Below are 17,232 nucleotides of genomic sequence, written 5' to 3' on the forward strand. Positions count from 1 at the left end.
CGAGGGCCACCGCCAGATACCACCCCGACCGGCGACACGGTCGGCTCGCGGTCACCCGAAACCGGGCGCCGACCGTCCTCTCAGCTGCTCATGCAGTTCGGACCGAGCAGCGCCTTGAGGTCGCCGAACAGCTCCGGCGAGGCCGTCACCCGCAGCGTCTCGTCCAGCCGCAGCAGCACGGTCCGGCCGGGCTGGGTCAGCCTCACGTGCACCTCGGTGCCGCCGGGGTGGTTGGCCAGGACGCCCTTGAGCCGGTGCGCGAGCCCGTCGGTGGCCCGGGTCAGCGGCATCTGCAGGATCACCGGACCGCGCGGCCCCTGCTTGATGTCCGGCAGCGAGAGCTCGTTGGCCATCAGCTCGACGCCGTCGTCGGACTTCTTCAGCCGGCCCTTGACCACCGCGACGGTGTCCTCGGCGAGCATGGTCGAGATCGTCATGTAGGTCCGCGGCCAGAAGACGACGTCGATCGAGCCGGCCATGTCCTCCACCGACAGCCGCGCGTACGGGTCGCCGTTCTTGGTCCGCTTCAGCTGCAGGTTGGTCATCAGCCCGGCGACGGTGACGAAGTCGCCGTCCTTGGCACCCTCTTCGCCCACGATCTCCAGGATGGGGGCGCTGGCGTGCTGGGACAGGATGTGCTCGATCCCGTTGAGCGGGTGGTCGGAGACGTAGAGCCCGAGCATCTCCCGCTCGAAGGCCAGCAGCACCGCCTTGTCCCACTCGAGGTCAGGCACGGCCGGCAGGGTGACGATCTGCATACCAGCCCCCTCGTCGCCCCCGTCACCGAAGCCGAACCCGGAGAAGAGGCTGTCCTGCCCGATGGCCTCCTGCTTCTTCTCGTCCACGAGCGCCTCGACATACCGTTCGTGCACGCTGACCAGGCCCTGCCGCGTGTGCCCGAGGCTGTCGAACGCCCCGGCCTTGCACAACGACTCGATCGTGCGCTTGTTGCACACCACGACCGGCGACTTGCGCAGGAAGTCCTCGAAGCTGGTGAAGTCGCCCTTCTCCTCGCGCGCCGCGACGACCGCGCCGACCACGTTGTGCCCGACGTTGCGGATCGCCGACAGCCCGAAGCGGATGTCGTCGCCGACCGCGGCGAAGTTGGCCACGGAGGCGTTGACGTCCGGCGGCAGCACGGCGATGCCCATCCGCCGGCACTCGGCCAGGTAGAGCGCGGTCTTGTCCTTGTCGTCGCCGACGCTGGTCAGCAGCGCGGCCATGTACTCGGCCGGGTAGTTCGCCTTGAGATAGGCCGTCCAGTAGGAGATGACCCCGTACGCCGCCGTGTGCGCCTTGTTGAACGCGTAGTCCGAGAAAGGCACGAGCACGCCCCACAGCGCGGCGATCGAGGCCTCGTTGTAGCCGTTGGCCTTCATCCCGTCGGAGAAGGGGACGTACTCGGCGTCGAGGACCTCCTTCTTCTTCTTGCCCATCGCCCGGCGGAGCAGGTCGGCGTTGCCCAGCGTGTAGCCGGCGAGCTTCTGGGCGATCTCCATCACCTGCTCCTGGTAGATCACCAATCCGTGCGTTATACCCAGGATCGGCTCGAGCGCCTCGACCATCTGCGGCTGCAGCTTGCCGTCCAGCTGCGGGTCCAGCGGGGTCAGCTCCTGCTTGCCGTTCTTGCGCAGCGCGAAGTTGGTGTGCGCGTTGACGCCCATCGGGCCGGGCCGGTAGAGCGCGAGCGCCGCGGAGATGTCCTCGAAGTTGTCCGGCTGCATGAGGCGCAGCAGCTGGCGCATGCCGTTGCCGTCCAGCTGGAAGACCCCGAGCGTGTCGCCGCGGCCGAGCAGCTTGTAGGTCGCCTCGTCGGTCATGTCCTTGGACAGCGCGTCCAGGTCGATGTCCTCCCCGCGGTTGTCCCTGATGTTGGTCAGCGCGTCGTCCAGGACGGTCAGGTTGCGCAGCCCCAGGAAGTCCATCTTGACCAGCCCGAGCGCCTCGCACGTCGGGTAGTCGAACTGGGTGATGATCTGGCCGTCCTGCTCACGGCGCATGATCGGGATCAGGTCGATGAGCGGCTCGCTGGACATGATGACGCCGGCGGCGTGCACGCCCCACTGACGCTTCAGCCCCTCCAGCCCGCTGGCGGTCTCGAAGACGTCCGCGGCGTGCGGGTCCTCGGCGAGCAGCTCACGGAACTCCCCGGCCTCGCCATACCTCTTGTGCTCGGGGTCGTGGATGCCGGTCAGCGGGATGCCCTTGCCCATGACGTCCGGCGGCATCGCCTTGGTCAGCTTCTCCCCCATCGCGAAGGGGTAGCCCATCACCCGCGAGGCGTCCTTGAGCGCCTGCTTGGCCTTGATCGTGCCGTAGGTGACGATCATCGCCACCCGGTCGTCGCCGTACTTCTCGGTGACGTAGCGGATCACCTCCGAGCGGCGCCGGTCGTCGAAGTCCACGTCGAAGTCGGGCATCGACTGGCGCTCGGGGTTGAGGAACCGCTCGAAGATCAACCCGTGCGGGACGGGGTCCAGGTCGGTGATCCCCATCGCGTAGGCGCACATCGACCCGGCGCCGGAGCCCCGCCCCGGCCCCACCCGGATCCCGTTGTCCTTGGCCCAGTTGATGAAGTCGGCGACGACGAGGAAGTAGGACGGGTAGCCCTTCCCGACGATCACCTCGGTCTCGTATGCCGCCTGCTTGCTCGCGTAGTCCGGCACGCCCTCGGGGTAGCGCCGGTGCAGGCCGCGCTCGACTTCCTTGACGAACCAGCTGACGTCGTCCTCGCCCTGCGGCACGGGGAACCTGGGCATGTAGCGCCCCTCCCCCTCGGTGAAGGAGATCTGGCAGCGCTCGGCCACCAGGAGCGTGTTGTCGCACGCCTCGGGCAGCTCGCGCCAGATGTGGCGCATCTCCTCGGCCGTCTTGAGGTAGTACCCGTCCCCGTCGAACTTGAACCGGTTGGGGTCCTGCATCGTCGACCCGGACTGCACGCACAGCAGCGCCGCGTGCGCGATCGCGTCCTCCTGCTTGGTGTAGTGCAGGTCGTTGGTCGCCAGCAGCGGCAGGTCGAGGTCCTTGGCCAGCCTGAGCAGGTCCTGGCGCACCTGGCGCTCGATCGCGATCCCGTGGTCCATCAGCTCGCAGAAGACGTTCTCCGCGCCGAAGATGTCCTTCAGGTCCGCGGCCCACCCGATGGCCTTGTCGTACTGCCCGAGCCGCAGCCGGGTCTGCACCTCGCTGGAGGGGCAGCCGGTGGTGACGAGGAGGCCCTGGCCGTAGGTCTCGAGCAGCTCGCGGTCCATCCGCGGCTTGAAGTAGTAGCCCTCCATCGAGGCCAGCGAGGCCATCCGGAAAAGGTTGTGCATCCCGTTGTTGTTGCGGGCCAGCATCGTCATGTGCGTGTAGGCGCCGCCCCCGGAGACGTCGTCGCGCCCGCCCTCGCCGTACTTGACCCGCGTCTTGTCGGTGCGGTGCGTGCCCGGCGTCAGGTAGGCCTCGAGGCCGATGATCGGCTTGACGTCGTACTTCTGCGCCTTCTTCCAGAACTCGTAGGCGCCGAAGATGAAGCCGTGGTCGGTCATCGCGACGGCCGGCATCCCCAGCTCGGCCGCGCCGGCGAGCAGGTCGTCGATCCTCGCCGCACCGTCGAGCATCGAGTACTCGGTGTGGTTGTGCAGGTGGACGAAGTTCTTCGCGGGGCTGGCTGGGGCTGGCATCGGGACGATCCTAGATCGGACCACCGACAGGTATGGCGCCCGCCTCGCCCCGGGCGCGAACGTCGCTGCTCAACGGCTCGGCCGTGGGCGGCGGCGGCGCAGGAAGGCAGCGGCGCACCCGCAGGCTGGCACGTGCCGGGGCGTCCTCCGCACCCGCCAGGTACGGAGGACGCCCACGTGCTTCTGCGCCCTACCTGGCCTTCTCCGACGCGGCCCGGACAGCGAGCGCGAGCGCCGCCGCACCGCCCGCCAGGAGCAGCACGCCGGTCGCCAGCATCCCGCCCGCAAGGGGGGTGAGCCACGGCAGGGTGGCCGCGACGTCCACGTCCGCCTTCACGCCGGCGCTGCCGTCGGCGGGCATCACGACGGCGACCCAGGAGCCGGGCTGCGCCTCGACCTCGGCGGTCCGCCGGCCCGGTCCGGACGCGCTCGCCACCCAGACGTCGGCCAGCTGGGGCAGCGTCTCCGGGGCGTGGCCGTTCACCTGACGGTCCCGGCCGGGGAAGGCGCCGGTCAGCTCGGTGTGCTGCACGCCCGCGAGGTAGGCCTGGGCGTCGGCCGCCGGGGCGATCCCGACGAAGACGTCCTCGCCGTCCGTCGTCTCGGCCCGCACCCGGATGGTCCCGAGCGCGTCGTCCACGGCGCTGCCCTTGAGCAGCGCGGGCTCGGTGGACACGGCATACCCGGAGCTGCTGACGGTGAACGTGGGACTGGTGACGAAGCCGTCCTCCGGCGCGGCCAGCAGGATGCCGCCGCCCACGCCCAGGCCTGCGCCGAGGAGCACCGCGACCGAGCCGGCGACCACGGCCGTGACCGTGCCGGCCGACCAGACGGGCGCCGCCCCGGCCGGCTGCACCGCCGGAGGCAGCGTGTCCTGCGGCTCGACCCGACCGCCCTGGTCCAGCCGGAACGGCGGGTAGACGTCGGTCATCAGGGCCGCGTATCCGCCCACGCGCAGCGTCCAGCGGCTGATGCCGAGCAGGAGGTCGTAGAGGCCCTGCGGGTAGCGGCCGGTGAAGAGCAGCGCGAAGCCGACGATGAGCGTCAGGACGCTCACCAGCCCGAGGTCGAGGACGAGATCCGCCCGACCCAGCTGGTCGGCGAGCCGCACACCGGCGTAGGTGAACGCCCCCAGGACGAGGTAGTGCGGCAGCACCAGGAGCCACCACTGGACGAGCGCCCGCCCGCGCGAGAGCTGCCCGGGGTAGTCGATGTCCAGACGTGCCGGGTAGTCGGGCACGTCCTGCAGCGTGAACGGCGGGTAGCGGTCGGTGCCGAGCACGCCGTAGGAGTAGTAGGACACCCGCCAGGTCCACCGCAGGACGCCGACGTTGAAGTCGAAGATCGCCCGCGGGTAGCGCCCCGTGACCAGGATCGACACGAGCGCGACGGCCGACAGCACGACGAAGGCGGGCCACAGCAGCGCGAGCACGACCACGTGCGGGACCACCAGGATCCACTTGACCAGCCACAACCCTCTCGAGAGACGGTCCGGGACGGGTGGGGCCGTGAGATGGACGGGGTATGCGGGAGCCGTTCCCGTAGCGAGGACTGTGGTCATCGCCATCACCTTCTTCTCTCTTACTACTCACAGTAGTACATTTGCAACCACCTGACGCTGAGACAAGGAACACACCCCGCGACGCGGCGCCCAGGGCTTCCATCCATCTACTACGCGACGTAGCATCAAAGGTGGCTTCGTCCGCCGGCCAGGCGGGACTCCCCCGCCGGCCGTCGGCCGCCACGGAGGAAGGAGACCGCGATGAAGGCACTGATCGTCTACGAGTCGGCCTGGGGGAACACCAGGGCCGTCGCTGAGGCGCTGGCCGCGGGCCTGGAGGACTCGGCGACCACCGAGGTGGTCGACGTCGAGTGGGCACCCGCCCTGGCAGGGCTGGAGGTCGACCTGCTGGTGGTCGGCGCCCCGACCCACGCGTTCGGCCTCAGCCGTGCCGGCACGAGGCAGGACGCGCACCGTCGCGGCGGCGCGCAGCTGAGCACAGGTGTGCGCGAGTGGCTCGACGCCGCCACCACGGCGAGCCTGCGGGTCGCGACCTTCGACACCCACGTCCGGCACCCCAACCTGCCCGGCTCCGCGGCGCGCAAGGCCGCCAAGCGTCTGACCCGCGCCGGCTGCACCGTCGTCACCGAGCCGACGAGCTTCTGGGTCGACGACTACGAGGGTCCGTTGCTGCCGGGCGAGCTCGACCGGGCGCGGGAGTGGGGCAGCATGCTCGCTGCGCACCTCACCCCGTCGCCCTCGTGACGCGCCGGAGCCCGTTCTCCAGGCTCCGCGTCAGCGATCTCAGGTCGGGCACCAGGTCAGGGTCGACCACGACGGTGATGCCGAGCTCCCCGGCGTAGGACAGCACGTCGAAGGACACCGACACGTTGCCCGGGTTGACCGCGACCGGGGTGATGGAGGTGATCTCGTGCCCGGCCAGGCGCAGGCGCTGCCGCGGGCCGCGCAGGTTCGTCACGAAGGTGTGGACGAGGCGCTGGTGGTTGACGAACCAGCCGACGGCCCCGACCTTCGCGAGCACCCGGAAGGCAAGCCCCAGCGGGCCGGCCGAGGAGGCCCGCTGGGCCGTGTCGGCCGCGGCCCGGGTCAGCGCCACGACAGCGTGGAGACGCCGGAGGTCGTCGTCGACCGCCGGCACCCGGACCGGCCGCACGCCCACCTCGTTGCCCGGCGCACCTACGTCTGCACGGGGTCGCGCCGACACGGGCACCGACACCACGAGCGACCCCGGACGCTCACCCCGGCGGTGCAGGAGGTCCAGCAACGCACCGACGACCGTCGAGACCACCACGTCGTTGACCGTGCCGCCGGCTTCGACGGCAGCCGTCTTCACCACGGCCAGCGGCACGGCCACCCGCACGATCCGCCGACGCGGGCCGGTGGGCCGGTTCAGCGAGGTGCGCGCCGCGAGCCTGGGACGCTCGCCCAGGCCCAGCTCGCGGAGGCCGGCCACGCCCCGCCGCACGGCGCGCGGCAGCCGGGCCACGCGGCGGCGTGCGGCCGCGACCGCCCGGGGCGGCGAGGGACGTGCCGATGCCGCGGTCAGGGGCGGGTCGGCCAGGGGCGGGTCGGCCAGGGCACCGAGGATCGCAAGGCCGCCGAGGCCGTCGGCGAGCACGTGGTGCAGGACGATGACAAGGCCGGGCGCCCCCTCCGGGCCACCGTCGACCAGGCAGGCGCACCAGAGAGGCCGCCGCCGGTCGAGCCTGGCGCAGACCAGCTCGGCGGCCACGTCGAGCAACCCGTGGCCCTCGGCCGTCGCCAGGACGCACAGGTGCCGGTCCAGGTCGAAGTCCGGATCGTCCACCCAGCGCGGGCGTCCGCGACCGGTGCGCGGGCGCACGAGCCGCTGGCGCAGCCTGGGCACCGCGCGCAGCCGCTCCGCCAGCACACCGACGAGCTCGTCGCGGTCCGGCCGCTCCGTGGGCGGCAGCGTCAGGACGGCGGCGATCTGCATGGGCACCACGCCGCCGTCCGTGGCCAGGACGGTCAGGTCGCCGGCGCTGAGCCGTTCAGCACGCCCGCTGCCCCCCGTGCGCCGACGGACGTCACGGGTCGAGGGTCGTCGCGGTGCGAGCGTCATGCCTGCTCCAGAGGTCACCGACCGCGCCGGCCACCACCCCGAGCCCGGCACCGACCGCCGCACCCAGCGCGAGCCCGGTCCCGCCCCCGACGGCGATGCCGATGACGGTGCCGGCCCCCGCCCCGTAGACGAGGCCCAGCCCGACCAGGGTCCCCGGTGGCCACCGGCGGGCACCGCCGGGCGTGGCCCGTCCTGCGTCCTGGGCTGAGGGAACGATCATCGTCACCATCTCCTACCGTTCATAGTAGTGACCTGGTCACGGTGACGCAACGCGCTCGGAGGTGAGGACACCCGGCGGGTCGCCTGCCTGGTATGCGGTACCGCCCCGAGCGCAACCCACACGCTCTGCTGGCGGGGATAGGCCCGGACCACAGCCGAATGGTTGATCGCTTCATGTTTTGCTAAACTGTTTCAGGACCCCCTGACGCCCTCAAGGAACACACCTGTGACCTATTCCTCCCCAGACGCGCCGCTCTACGAGATCAAGGCCGACCTGTTCAAGGCCCTCGCCCACCCCGTGCGCGTCCACATCCTGGAGCTGCTCGTCGACGCGGACGGCCCGTGCCCGGTCAGCGACCTGCTGGACACCCTCGGCATCGAGGCCTCCCTGCTCTCCCAGCACCTCGGCGTGCTGCGCCGCCACCACGTGGTCGTCTCCAGACGCGTCGGCAACACCGTGACCTACGAGGTGGCCCAGCCCCGGGTCGCCGACCTGCTGGGGGTCGCGCGCTCGTTCGTGGTGGACCGGCTCGCCACCCAGCAGGACCAGCTGGCCAGCGCCGTCGCGGCGGAGGGCGGCCGATGAGGCTGGCGGCGCTACGGGGGCTGCTGCCGGGCAGGAGCGATTACGCCGACGTGCCCACGCACTGGCGCGCCGACATCGCGGCGGGCGCGACCGTCGGCATCGTCGCCCTGCCCCTGGCCCTCGCGTTCGGGATCAGCTCCGGCGCCGGCGCCGCCGCAGGGCTGGTCACCGCGGTCGTGGCGGGCCTGGTCGCCGCGGTCTTCGGCGGCTCCAACGTCCAGGTCTCCGGGCCGACCGGCGCCATGGCCGTGGTCCTGGTGCCGATCGTCGGCGAGCACGGGGTCGCCGCCCTGGCGGTGGTCGGGATCCTCGCCGGGATCATGCTGATGATCGCCGGCGTGCTGCGGCTCGGGCAGCTCATCGGCCTGGTGCCCTGGCCGGTCATCGCCGGCTTCACCGCGGGCATCGGCGTGATCATCTTCCTGCAGCAGGTGCCCCTCGTCCTCGGGCCGGCCGACGAGCTGGGCACCCGCCCGGCCGTCGCCGCCTTCCACGCCCTGCAGCACGCCGACTGGTCCGCCGCGGTGTGGCCGCTGGCCGCCGTCGCCGTCGTCGTCGGGCTCATGCTCCTCCTCCCGCTGTGGGACGAGCGCATCCCGGTCTCCCTGGTCGCGATCGTCCTGGTCACCGTGCTGGCCGAGCTGCTCCACCTGCCGCTGGCCCGGATCGGGGAGATCCCCTCCTCGCTGCCGCTGCCCTCGATCCCCGCGGTCGACCCCGCGCTCCTGCAGACGCTGCTCACCGCCGCGCTCGCCGTGGCGGCGCTGTCGGCCATCGAGTCCCTGCTGTCCGCGCGGGTGGCGGTCGACCTCTCCGGCGACGCCCGCTACAACCCCGACCGCGAGCTCGTCGGGCAGGGTATGGCGTGCATCGCCTCGGGCGCGTTCGGCGGCATACCCGCCACCGGGGCGATCGCGCGGACCGCGGTCAACGTGCGGGCGGGCGGGCGCACCCGGCTGTCGGTGATCACCCACTCCGTCGCGCTGCTCGGCGTGATCTACCTGGCGTCCGGGCCGGTCTCGCGCATCCCGACGTCCGCCCTGGCCGCGGTGCTCATGCTGACCGCGGTGCGGATGATCCCCTTCCGCGAGGCGCGCACGATCCTGCGCTCCACCCGCTCCGACGCCGCGGTGCTCCTGCTGACGATGGTCATCACCGTGATGGTCGACCTCATCGAGGCCGTCCAGTTCGGGATCGCGGTGGCCGCCGTGTTCGCGCTGCGCGCGGTAGCACGCTCCAGCGGCGTGCGGCGCGAGCCGATCGACGCACCGGCCGACCCCGCGGACGCGCGGATCGCGGTCTACCGGCTCACCGGATCGATGTTCTTCGGCGCCGCCGAGCGGGTGCGCGGCGACGTGCGGGCCGAGGGCGACATCGAGGTCGTCATCCTGGCGTTCTCCCAGCTGCGCACGATGGACGCCACCGGCGCGAACACGCTGGCCGAGATCGTCCGCGCCCTGGAGCGCCAGGGCGTCACCGTGCTCATCAAGGGGGTGCCCGAGCGGCACATGGCCCTCATGCGCTCCGTCGGTGTCATCGGGGCGCTGCGCGACCGGCGCCACCTCTTCGACAGCTTCCCGCCCGCGCTGGAGCACGCCCGCAGCCACGTGCGCCGCAGCGCGAAGAGCCGGGCGGCGAGCCTGATCTGAACGGTCCCGCACACGCACCGGTGCCCCGGACCGAGGTGGTCCGGGGCACCCTCGGGGGTGGCGGCATACCCTCAGCCGATCGTCACCAGCTGATCACCCCACCGGCGGGTGGGCGGCCCACCGGTCGATGGTGCCGCCGAGGAAGGAGTCGACCCGGTAGCCGATGTCGTCGACGAGCGGCAGGTCCTGACTCACCGACCGCATGTCAGCCCCGGATCATCTCCAGCGCCCGCTCAAGGTCCGCCGGGTAGGCCGACTCGAACTGGACGTACTCACCGCTCCCCGGGTGCAGGAAGCCCAGCTTGACCGCATGGAGCCACTGCCGCTCAAGCCCGAGCCGCTTGGCCAGCACCGGGTCGGCCCCGTAGGTGATGTCGCCGCAGCACGGGTGTCGCAGCGCCGAGAAGTGGACGCGGATCTGGTGGGTGCGGCCGGTCTCGAGCTCGATCTCCAGCAGGCTGGCCGACCGGTGCGCCTCGATCAGCTCGTAGTGCGTGATGCTCGCCCGGCCCTCACGGCGCACCGCGAAGCGGTAGTCGTGCCCGGGATGACGCCCGATGGGCGCGTCGATCGTGCCCTCGTGCGGGTCGGGCAGCCCCTGGACGAGCGCGTGGTAGGTCTTGTCGACCGTGCGGTCGCGGAAGGCCTGCTTGAGCACCGTGTAGGCGCGCTCCGACTTGGCCACGACCATCAGGCCGGAGGTGCCGACGTCGAGGCGCTGGACGATCCCCTGCCGCTCGGGAGCGCCCGAGGTGGAGATCCGGTAGCCGGCGGCGCGCAGCCCCCCGACGACGGTGAGACCGCTCCAGCCCACGCTCGGGTGGGCGGCGACGTTCGCCGGCTTGTCGACGACAACGATCTCGGTGTCGTCGTGGACGATGCGCATGCCGGGCACCGGCTCGGCCACGACCTCGAGCCCGGCCGGCGGCTCGACGGGCGGCAGGTCGATCTCGACGAAGCTGCCGCCGACGACCCGGTCGGACTTGCCGACCACCCGGCCGTCCTGGCGCACGTGTCCTCCGGCGGCGAGCTCGGCGACCTTGGAGCGGGACAGGCCGAGCAGACGGGCCAGGGCGGCGTCCACGCGCTCGCCCTCCAGCCCGTGCGGCACGAGGAAGGTGCGGGAGTCGCTCACCGACCGTGCTCCTGGTCGCTCGCGGTATGCGGCACGGACCCCGTCCCCGGCCTATGAGCCTGCGACTCGCGGCCGGTCTCGTCGTGCTCACGGTGCTCGCCGCGGTGTCCCTCGCGACTGCCGTCGGGCAGGTGGCCGCGCAGCGCGAGCAGCGCGATGAGGACGGCTGCGCTGGTCACGCCGATGTCCGCGACGTTGAAGATCGGGAAGTTGGGCAGCCGCAGGAAGTCGACGACGTGGCCCTGGCCCGGCGCGGGCGCCCGGAAGTAGCGGTCGACCAGGTTGCCCAGCGCGCCACCGAGCAGCAGGCCCAGGGCGATCGCCCACGGCAGGCTGCGCACCTTGAACGCCTGCCAGAGGACGGCGAGCACGATGGCGGTGGCGACCATGGTCAGGATGCCCGTCGACCCGGTCCCCAGAGAGAAGGCCGCGCCGGAGTTGTAGGTCAGGTGGAAGCGGAGCAGGTCGCCGATCACCTGGACCGGCTCCCCGTCGGCGAGGGCACGCTCGGCCCAGGCCTTGGTGAGCTGGTCGATCAGGACCCAGGCGGCGGCGATGCCCAGCACGACGAGCGTGCGGCGGCGGCGTGGGGTCAGCGTCGTTCCTGCTTCTGCTTGCATGTCAGGCATAGGGTCGCACGAGGAAAGGCCTGCAGCCGCATCTTGCCGATCGGTGTGCCGCAGGACTCGCAGTCTCCGTAGGTGCCCTCCTCGATCCGCTCGACGGCGTGCTGGGTCTGCTCGAGCAGCGAGCGGGCGTTGTTGGTCAGCGAGAGCTCCTGCTCCCGCTCCCAGGTCGCGGCGCCGGCGTCGGCCTGGTCGTCACCGGCCCCGTCGCCGTAGTTGCGCATCAGCTCCACGAGGTCCTCCTCGGCCTCGTCCAGCTCTTCGGTGAGGCGCTGCACGTCGGACTCCAGCTCGGTGCACACCTCCGCCAGCTCCTCGACCGTCCACGGCTCCTCCCCCTCGCGCACACTGAGGACCGATGCGACGGCGGTGGTCGTGGTGGTAGTGGTTTTCGCAGACTTGGCCACGAGGTGCCCTTCTGTGCGGTACGCCGCTCCGGTCCCTGCGCCGGTGCCGGCTTGGTGCCGGAAGGATAGGCCACTGCCGGGCCAAGCACAACGCAGGACCGCGCACCGCCCGCATCGAATCAGCCAAGGGTCCGGGGACGGCGACGAGAGGGCGCCCCGGCCGGTTGCCGGGACGCCCTCTCGGTGCGTGGGTGGACCTGCGCGTCAGGTCCCGTCGACCTTCGACAGCTGGTCGCTGAGGAAAGCCCGCAGCCGGTCGCGCAGGTCGGTCTCCTGCGTCTGCAGGTCGCCGATGCGACCGGTCAGCGAGGACTGCTGCTTGTTCAGGTCCTCCAGGATGCCGGCACGGTGCTGCTCGGCCTCGCCGACGAGCTGATCGCGGGTGCTGGTGCCCTCGTTGACGAGGGTGTCCCGCGTGGTCGTGCCCTCCTGGACCAGCTGGTCGTGCTGGGTCTGGCCCTCGTGGATGAGCCGACCCCGCTCCTGCTGACCCTCCTGCACGAGGTGGTCGTGGGTCTGCTGGCCGGTCTGGACGAGCTCGTCGTGCTTGGCGTGCCCCTCCTGGACCAGCTGGTCGTGCGTCTGCTGACCGGTGGTGACCAGCTCGTCGTGCTTGCTCTGTCCCTCGTGCACCAGACGGTCGTGGGTCTCCTGCCCGGTCTGCAGCAGCTCGTTGCGCTTGGTGTCGGCCTCGGTCACCACGCGGTCGCGGTAGCCCTCGGCCTCCTCCACCAGACGGACCTTGGTCGTCTCGCCCTCGGCGACGTGCTGGTCGTGCAGCCGCTGCGCCAGGGAGATGATCGTCGTGGGGTCCTCGCCGGGGGCGGAGACGGTGGCCGGTGCGGCGCTGGCCCTCTCCTCGGCCTGGCGGGCCTGCTCCTGGGCCTGCTGCAGCTGCCCCTCCAGCTCGCGCACGCGCTCGTCCGCCGCGGCGACCTTGCTCCGGAGGTCCTCGACCTCGGCAGAGCCCTGGGCGCCCTCGTCGCGGGCCTGCTCCGCCGCGGTGGCACGCTGCTCGGCTGCCTCGCGTGCGGCTTTGCACTCCTCGAGCTGGCGGCGCAGGTCCTCGACCTCGGCACCGGCCTGCTGACCGGCGCCCTGCTCGGCCCCGTCCGCGGAGCTGCGCGCAGCCGCGATGCGGTCACGAGCCTCCGCCTCGGCCTGGTCGGCAGCCGCACGCTCGGACGCCACCTGGGCACGGAGCTCCTCGAGCTCGGCCTCCAGCTCCTCCCGTCGGCCGTCGGGGGCACCGGCGAACGCTGCCGCGTCGTAGGAGTCGGTCCGGTCGGCGCCGCCGATGCCCTGACCGGCGCGGCAGTCCTCGAGGTCGGAGCGCAGGCCGTCGTTCTCGGCGACCAGCCGGCGCAGCTCGACGACGACCTCGTCGAGGAAGTCGTCGACCTGGGTCTCGTCATAGCCTCGGCGCAGGTGCGTCGCGCTGAAACTCTTCTTGATGACGTCCTCGGGGGACAGCGCCATTTTTCACCTCGATCAGGAAGTCATCGACCACCCCCCGTTCACAAGTGGGCATGGCCGATGACGTGCGGGTTCCGTGCACGTTCACCGGCCACTCTAACCCACGCCTAGCACACCGGTCACGACGGCGACGGGAGGCGCGACCCCATACCGGGTCAGAACGGGATCAGCCGCACCAGGGACCGCCCGAGGCTCACGGCGAGGAAGAGGACGAGGAAGGCGAGATCGAGCGCGACGTTGCCCAGCCGGAGCGGCGGGATCACCTTGCGCAGGGCATTGAGCGGCGGGTCGGTGAGCGCGTAGAGACCGTTGGCGAGGACCAGGATCGGCCCCTTGGGGCGCCAGTCCCTGGCGAACACCTGCACCCAGTCGAAGACCAGCCGTCCGATGAGGACGAGCAGATAGAGGCCAAGGACGTAGGAGAGAATCTGGCCGACCATGGGAGGAAGGCTACGTCAGCTCTGGTTGAACGGCCCCTGCCCCCCGGCACGGGGCGCCGGGGCCGGCTGCCCGCTGTCGACGTGCACGTGCTCGGGGCCCAGGAGGAAGACCTTGCTCGTCACGCGTTCGATGGATCCGCGCAGGCCGAAGGCCAGGCCGGCGGCGAAGTCGACCAGGCGCTTGGCGTCGGAGTCGTCCATGTCGGTGAGGTTCATGATCACCGGGACGCCGGAGCGGAAGGCCTCGCCGATGTCCTTGGCCTCGTTGTAGGTGCGCGGGTGGATGGTGGTGATGCGGTTCAGCTCGCTCATCTGCGCCTCCCGGACGACCTGCTTGACCGGCGTGCGGCGCGGCAGCGCCGTGACCTCGGCCCCGTGCGCCCGCTCGTCCTCGTCGCGGACCGCGCGCACCGACGCGGGGTCGCGCTGCACCGGCGCCTCGTGGCGAGCCTCGTCCTCGGTGGGGTAGGCGTCGTAGTCGTCGAAGCGCTCGTCGGACTCGGCGAGTCCGAGGTACTCCATGGTCTTGCGCAGTGCCCCGGCCATCTAGCGAGCTCCTTGGTGCAGACGGGAGCGTCTCCCGTGGTGGATCGGTCGCTCCTGACGCTACAACCGGGAGCCCATGATGCGGGTGCCGACACGCAGGTGAGTCGCACCACATGTCACAGCAGTTTCAAAGTCGCCGCTCATTCCGGCGGACATCCAGGTGGCGTCCGGATGATCCTTGCGAAGGTCCTCGCCGAGCTGCGCGAGCCGCTCGAACGCGGCCCTGACCCCTGGCTCGTCCTGGTCCCTGGGCGCCACGGCCATGAGCCCGCGCAGCCGCAGGTGCTCGGCCGAGGCAGTCGCGTCGGCGAGCGCCGGCAGGTCCTCGGGAAGAGCCCCGCCGCGGCCGCGGTCCTCCCCCTCCCCCAGGTCGACCTGCAGCGTGACGTCGATGGGCTCCTGCCGTAGGCCCTCGTCCAGCGCGATGCCGGCACCGCGGTCGAGGGCGGTGACGAGCCGGGCGCGGTCGACGGACTGGACGACGTCGGCGTAGCGGGCGACGCGGTTGGCCTTGTTGGTCTGCAGCTGGCCGACGAAGTGCACGGTGAGCAGGCCACGGACCTCCTCGGGCAGGTCGGCGACCTTGGGGCCGACCTCCTGGTCACGGTTCTCGCCGATGTGGCGGACGCCCAGACTGACCAGCTCCTCGACGTCGGAGGCGGGGAAGAACTTGGTCACCACGATCAGCGTGACGTCCGCGGGGTCGCGCCCGGCGGCCGCGCAGGCGGCGTCGACGTCGACCCGCATGCCGGACAGGTTGGCGGCGAGCTCGTCGTGGCGGGCGGTCCCGGTCATGCGGCTTCCTCGTGGTCGAGTAGTCGGACGACGCCGACGAAGCGGCCGGTCCGGCCATCGCGGCGGTAGGAGTAGAGGTCGGGGTTCTCGCGGGTGCAGCCGGGCAGCCGACGCACGGAGACACCGTCGCGGCCCAGCTGCTCGACCACGCCCGCAGCGACGTCGATCGCGGGCGTGCCGGTCGAGGAGACAGCAGCAGCGGCCGGAGCGACGCTTGCGGCCTCGTCCCGGAGCTCGGCAGGCACCTCGTAGCACCCGGCGCAGATGGACGGGCCGAGGACGGCCTCGAGGTCGTGTGCGCCGAGGTCGCGAAGCCTCGAGACGGCTGCCGGCACGACGCCCTTGACGAGGCCTCCCCGCCCGGCGTGCACGGCCGCGACGAGGCCGACGGTGCGGTCGAGCAGGAGCACGGGCACGCAGTCGGCGACCATCACGACGAGCGCCTCGTCCGTGCGACCGGACACGATGCCGTCGGCTGTCGGCGGCACGGCGCCGTGCGGGGCTCCCTCACCGGGCACGGTGCCCGGCGTCAGGGCGACGGCGCAGCCGTGGACCTGGTCCATGAAGCGCAGGTCGTCCAGCCGCAGGCCCAGCTCGTTGGCGAGCCGGCGCCGGTTGGTGGTCACCGCGTCGTCGCGGTCCCCCACGTGCAGGGCAAGGTTGAGACCGTCGAACGGCGCCTGGCTCGACCCGCCCCGACGGTCGGTGAAGGCCAACTCCACGCCGCAGGCGGCGCCGCTCGGCTCGATCCGCTCACGCCAGAAGAACACGGTCGTCAGGCTACCTCCGCGGTCCTCGGCTACCGGTGCCAGGCATCGTCGTCGAGCACCTTCATCTGCTCCGCCATGTAGGTGCGCAACCGCTGACGGTACTCGCCCTGGAAGCGGTCGAGCTCCTCGACCTTGCTCTGCAGCAGGTCGCGTCGAGCGTTGAGGTCCGCGAGGACTCCGGCCCGCTGCTCCTCTGCCTCGCTGATCAGCCGGTCGTGCTCGGCCCGGCCGGTGTCGAGCAGTCGACGGTGCTCCTCCGTCGCCTCGTGGATCATCCGCTCGTGCACCTCCTTGGCCGCCCTGATCAAGCGCTGGTTCTCAGCCTGCCCCTCGGCAAGCAGCTCGTCGCGAGTCTGAGTGCCGTCGGTGACGAAGCGGGCCTGCTGCGTCTTGCCCGTCTCCAGCAATCGGTCGTGCTCTGCCTGCGCAGCACCCACCAGCTCGTCGTGCTGCTCCTGGGCGGTGCGCACCAGCTCCTCGTGCGCCTTCCGCGCCTGCTCGACCAACTCGTCGTGCTCGCGCTGGGCGTTGACCAGCAGTGCCTGGGTGCGCGTGGCAGCGTCGCCGATCATCCGCTCCCGCTCCGCAGCCGCATCGGTGCGCACCGCCTCGGCGTCCCGCACCGCACGCTCGGACTGCTCCTTGCGCGCGGCGGACGCCAGGGCGGCGACGAACCGCAGGTCCGCCATGGGCCCAGCCGCCTCCGGCACGCTTACGGCGCCAGCGAGCTCGTCGGCGCGGTCCGACCCGAGCTCCTCGCCCAAGGCCTGCACCGCGTCTTCGCGCAGCGCGGTCAGTCGTGCGGCCAGCCGCTCCTCCTCGAGGTGCACCTGGGCCATCAGGTCCTGGGCGGCGCGCTGGCGCTCCTGGCTCTCGTCCTCCGCCCTGTTGGCCTCCTCGCGGACCTGGTGGACCTTCTTCTCCAGGGCAAAGAGGTCGTCGTCGAACCGGGCACGGATCTCCTCCAGGCTTGCCTCCCGGTCTCGCTCGGCAGCCTCGGCGTCCGCCCGTGCCTGCGCGACGCGCCGATCGGCGTCCTTCAGCTCCTGGACCACGGAGTCGCGCTCGCGCCGGACCTGGTCAAGCTGTTGCTCCTCCAAAGCGCGCCGCTGAGCGGCTTCGTCACCGTGCTCCAGCTGCCCCCTGAGGTGGTCGATCTCCGCCTTCTGCTCGTCGACCTCGTCGCGCAACTGGCGCAGCTCGGCGACGACCTCCTCGAGGAAAGCGTCGACCTCACCCTCGTCGTAGCCGCGTCGAAGCTGCGTCGTGCGGAACGTCTTGCGGACGACGTCGTCGGGATGGAGTGCCACTTG

Annotated in this window: 16 protein-coding genes; 3 read left to right on the forward strand and 13 right to left on the reverse strand. The window is 71.6% G+C overall.

The genetic code is table 11. The annotated features are described in order from the left end of the window. Window positions 1-80: 80 nt before the first annotated feature. Window positions 81-3,665, reverse strand: coding sequence for a DNA polymerase III subunit alpha (dnaE, locus tag DV701_RS05420; RefSeq protein ID WP_114927397.1), 3,585 nt, complete (start codon window positions 3,663-3,665; stop codon window positions 81-83). A gap of 190 nt (window positions 3,666-3,855) precedes the next feature. Further along, complete coding sequence (locus tag DV701_RS05425; RefSeq protein ID WP_114927398.1) at window positions 3,856-5,226, reverse strand: DUF4389 domain-containing protein; 1,371 nt, start codon at window positions 5,224-5,226, stop codon at window positions 3,856-3,858. Between the two features lie 201 nt (window positions 5,227-5,427). Here DV701_RS05425 and DV701_RS05430 point away from each other — a divergent pair, with 201 nt between their 5' ends. After that, on the forward strand, window positions 5,428-5,931 hold the full coding sequence (locus DV701_RS05430; protein ID WP_114927399.1) for a flavodoxin family protein: 504 nt from the start codon (window positions 5,428-5,430) through the stop codon (window positions 5,929-5,931). On the opposite strand, the gene DV701_RS05435 is transcribed toward DV701_RS05430, so the two are convergent. Both DV701_RS05435 and DV701_RS05440 read right to left on the reverse strand, forming a co-directional pair. Beyond that, the gene (locus DV701_RS05435) at window positions 5,912-7,270 is read right to left on the reverse strand and encodes a wax ester/triacylglycerol synthase domain-containing protein (protein WP_114927400.1); all 1,359 of its coding nucleotides are present in this window, start codon (window positions 7,268-7,270) and stop codon (window positions 5,912-5,914) included. The genes DV701_RS05430 and DV701_RS05435 overlap by 20 nt on opposite strands. Next, complete coding sequence (locus DV701_RS05440) at window positions 7,236-7,490, reverse strand: hypothetical protein (protein ID WP_162802824.1); 255 nt, start codon at window positions 7,488-7,490, stop codon at window positions 7,236-7,238. The genes DV701_RS05435 and DV701_RS05440 overlap by 35 nt, the downstream gene beginning before the upstream one ends. A 225-nt stretch (window positions 7,491-7,715) precedes the next feature. Between DV701_RS05440 and DV701_RS05445 the strand changes: the two genes are divergently transcribed. Both DV701_RS05445 and DV701_RS05450 read left to right on the forward strand, forming a co-directional pair. Then, complete coding sequence (locus tag DV701_RS05445; RefSeq protein ID WP_114927402.1) at window positions 7,716-8,075, forward strand: ArsR/SmtB family transcription factor; 360 nt, start codon at window positions 7,716-7,718, stop codon at window positions 8,073-8,075. Beyond that, window positions 8,072-9,724, forward strand: a complete 1,653-nt coding sequence (locus tag DV701_RS05450; RefSeq protein ID WP_114927403.1) for a SulP family inorganic anion transporter — start codon at window positions 8,072-8,074, stop codon at window positions 9,722-9,724. The genes DV701_RS05445 and DV701_RS05450 overlap by 4 nt, the downstream gene beginning before the upstream one ends. 205 nt (window positions 9,725-9,929) lie before the next feature. On the opposite strand, the gene DV701_RS05455 is transcribed toward DV701_RS05450, so the two are convergent. From DV701_RS05455 to DV701_RS05495, 9 genes are all read right to left on the reverse strand, one after another. Then, window positions 9,930-10,859 (reverse strand): RluA family pseudouridine synthase, encoded by a 930-nt coding sequence (locus tag DV701_RS05455; protein ID WP_114927404.1) that lies wholly within the window; start codon window positions 10,857-10,859, stop codon window positions 9,930-9,932. Continuing rightward, window positions 10,856-11,479, reverse strand: a complete 624-nt coding sequence (gene lspA, locus DV701_RS05460; protein ID WP_114927405.1) for a signal peptidase II — start codon at window positions 11,477-11,479, stop codon at window positions 10,856-10,858. The genes DV701_RS05455 and lspA overlap by 4 nt, the downstream gene beginning before the upstream one ends. Then, window positions 11,452-11,892 (reverse strand): TraR/DksA family transcriptional regulator, encoded by a 441-nt coding sequence (locus DV701_RS05465; RefSeq protein WP_202863640.1) that lies wholly within the window; start codon window positions 11,890-11,892, stop codon window positions 11,452-11,454. Before DV701_RS05465 ends, lspA begins: the two co-directional genes overlap by 28 nt. Window positions 11,893-12,096: 204 nt before the next feature. Beyond that, a complete protein-coding gene (locus tag DV701_RS05470) occupies window positions 12,097-13,371 on the reverse strand; it encodes a DivIVA domain-containing protein (RefSeq protein ID WP_114927407.1) in 1,275 nt (424 codons plus the stop codon). A 152-nt stretch (window positions 13,372-13,523) separates the two neighbouring features. Then, window positions 13,524-13,808, reverse strand: coding sequence for a YggT family protein (locus DV701_RS05475; RefSeq protein WP_114927408.1), 285 nt, complete (start codon window positions 13,806-13,808; stop codon window positions 13,524-13,526). Window positions 13,809-13,823: 15 nt separating this feature from the next. Continuing rightward, window positions 13,824-14,354, reverse strand: a complete 531-nt coding sequence (locus DV701_RS05480) for a cell division protein SepF (protein ID WP_114927409.1) — start codon at window positions 14,352-14,354, stop codon at window positions 13,824-13,826. Between the two features lie 60 nt (window positions 14,355-14,414). Beyond that, on the reverse strand, window positions 14,415-15,149 hold the full coding sequence (locus DV701_RS05485) for a YggS family pyridoxal phosphate-dependent enzyme (RefSeq protein ID WP_114927410.1): 735 nt from the start codon (window positions 15,147-15,149) through the stop codon (window positions 14,415-14,417). Next, entirely contained in the window at window positions 15,146-15,919 is a 774-nt protein-coding gene (pgeF, locus tag DV701_RS05490) for a peptidoglycan editing factor PgeF (protein ID WP_114927411.1), read from the reverse strand. The genes DV701_RS05485 and pgeF overlap by 4 nt, the downstream gene beginning before the upstream one ends. Window positions 15,920-15,948: 29 nt before the next feature. Next, on the reverse strand, window positions 15,949-17,229 hold the full coding sequence (locus DV701_RS05495) for a DivIVA domain-containing protein (protein WP_114927412.1): 1,281 nt from the start codon (window positions 17,227-17,229) through the stop codon (window positions 15,949-15,951). Window positions 17,230-17,232 lie beyond the last annotated feature (3 nt).

It is taken from the genome of Ornithinimicrobium avium (assembly GCF_003351765.1).
Lineage (GTDB): Bacteria > Actinomycetota > Actinomycetes > Actinomycetales > Dermatophilaceae > Ornithinicoccus > Ornithinicoccus avius.

Bases quoted from the DNA above. Each gene is read 5' to 3' on its own strand.
- DV701_RS05470 (WP_114927407.1), bottom strand. From the start codon at position 13,371: ATGGCGCTGTCCCCCGAGGACGTCATCAAGAAGAGTTTCAGCGCGACG.
- DV701_RS05435 (WP_114927400.1), bottom strand. From the start codon at position 7,270: ATGACGCTCGCACCGCGACGACCCTCGACCCGTGACGTCCGTCGGCGC.
- DV701_RS05485 (WP_114927410.1), bottom strand. From the start codon at position 15,149: ATGACCGGGACCGCCCGCCACGACGAGCTCGCCGCCAACCTGTCCGGC.
- DV701_RS05475 (WP_114927408.1), bottom strand. From the start codon at position 13,808: ATGGTCGGCCAGATTCTCTCCTACGTCCTTGGCCTCTATCTGCTCGTC.
- DV701_RS05425 (WP_114927398.1), bottom strand. From the start codon at position 5,226: ATGACCACAGTCCTCGCTACGGGAACGGCTCCCGCATACCCCGTCCAT.
- DV701_RS05480 (WP_114927409.1), bottom strand. From the start codon at position 14,354: ATGGCCGGGGCACTGCGCAAGACCATGGAGTACCTCGGACTCGCCGAG.
- DV701_RS05440 (WP_162802824.1), bottom strand. From the start codon at position 7,490: ATGATCGTTCCCTCAGCCCAGGACGCAGGACGGGCCACGCCCGGCGGT.
- DV701_RS05430 (WP_114927399.1), top strand. From the start codon at position 5,428: ATGAAGGCACTGATCGTCTACGAGTCGGCCTGGGGGAACACCAGGGCC.
- dnaE (WP_114927397.1), bottom strand. From the start codon at position 3,665: ATGCCAGCCCCAGCCAGCCCCGCGAAGAACTTCGTCCACCTGCACAAC.
- lspA (WP_114927405.1), bottom strand. From the start codon at position 11,479: ATGCAAGCAGAAGCAGGAACGACGCTGACCCCACGCCGCCGCCGCACG.
- DV701_RS05450 (WP_114927403.1), top strand. From the start codon at position 8,072: ATGAGGCTGGCGGCGCTACGGGGGCTGCTGCCGGGCAGGAGCGATTAC.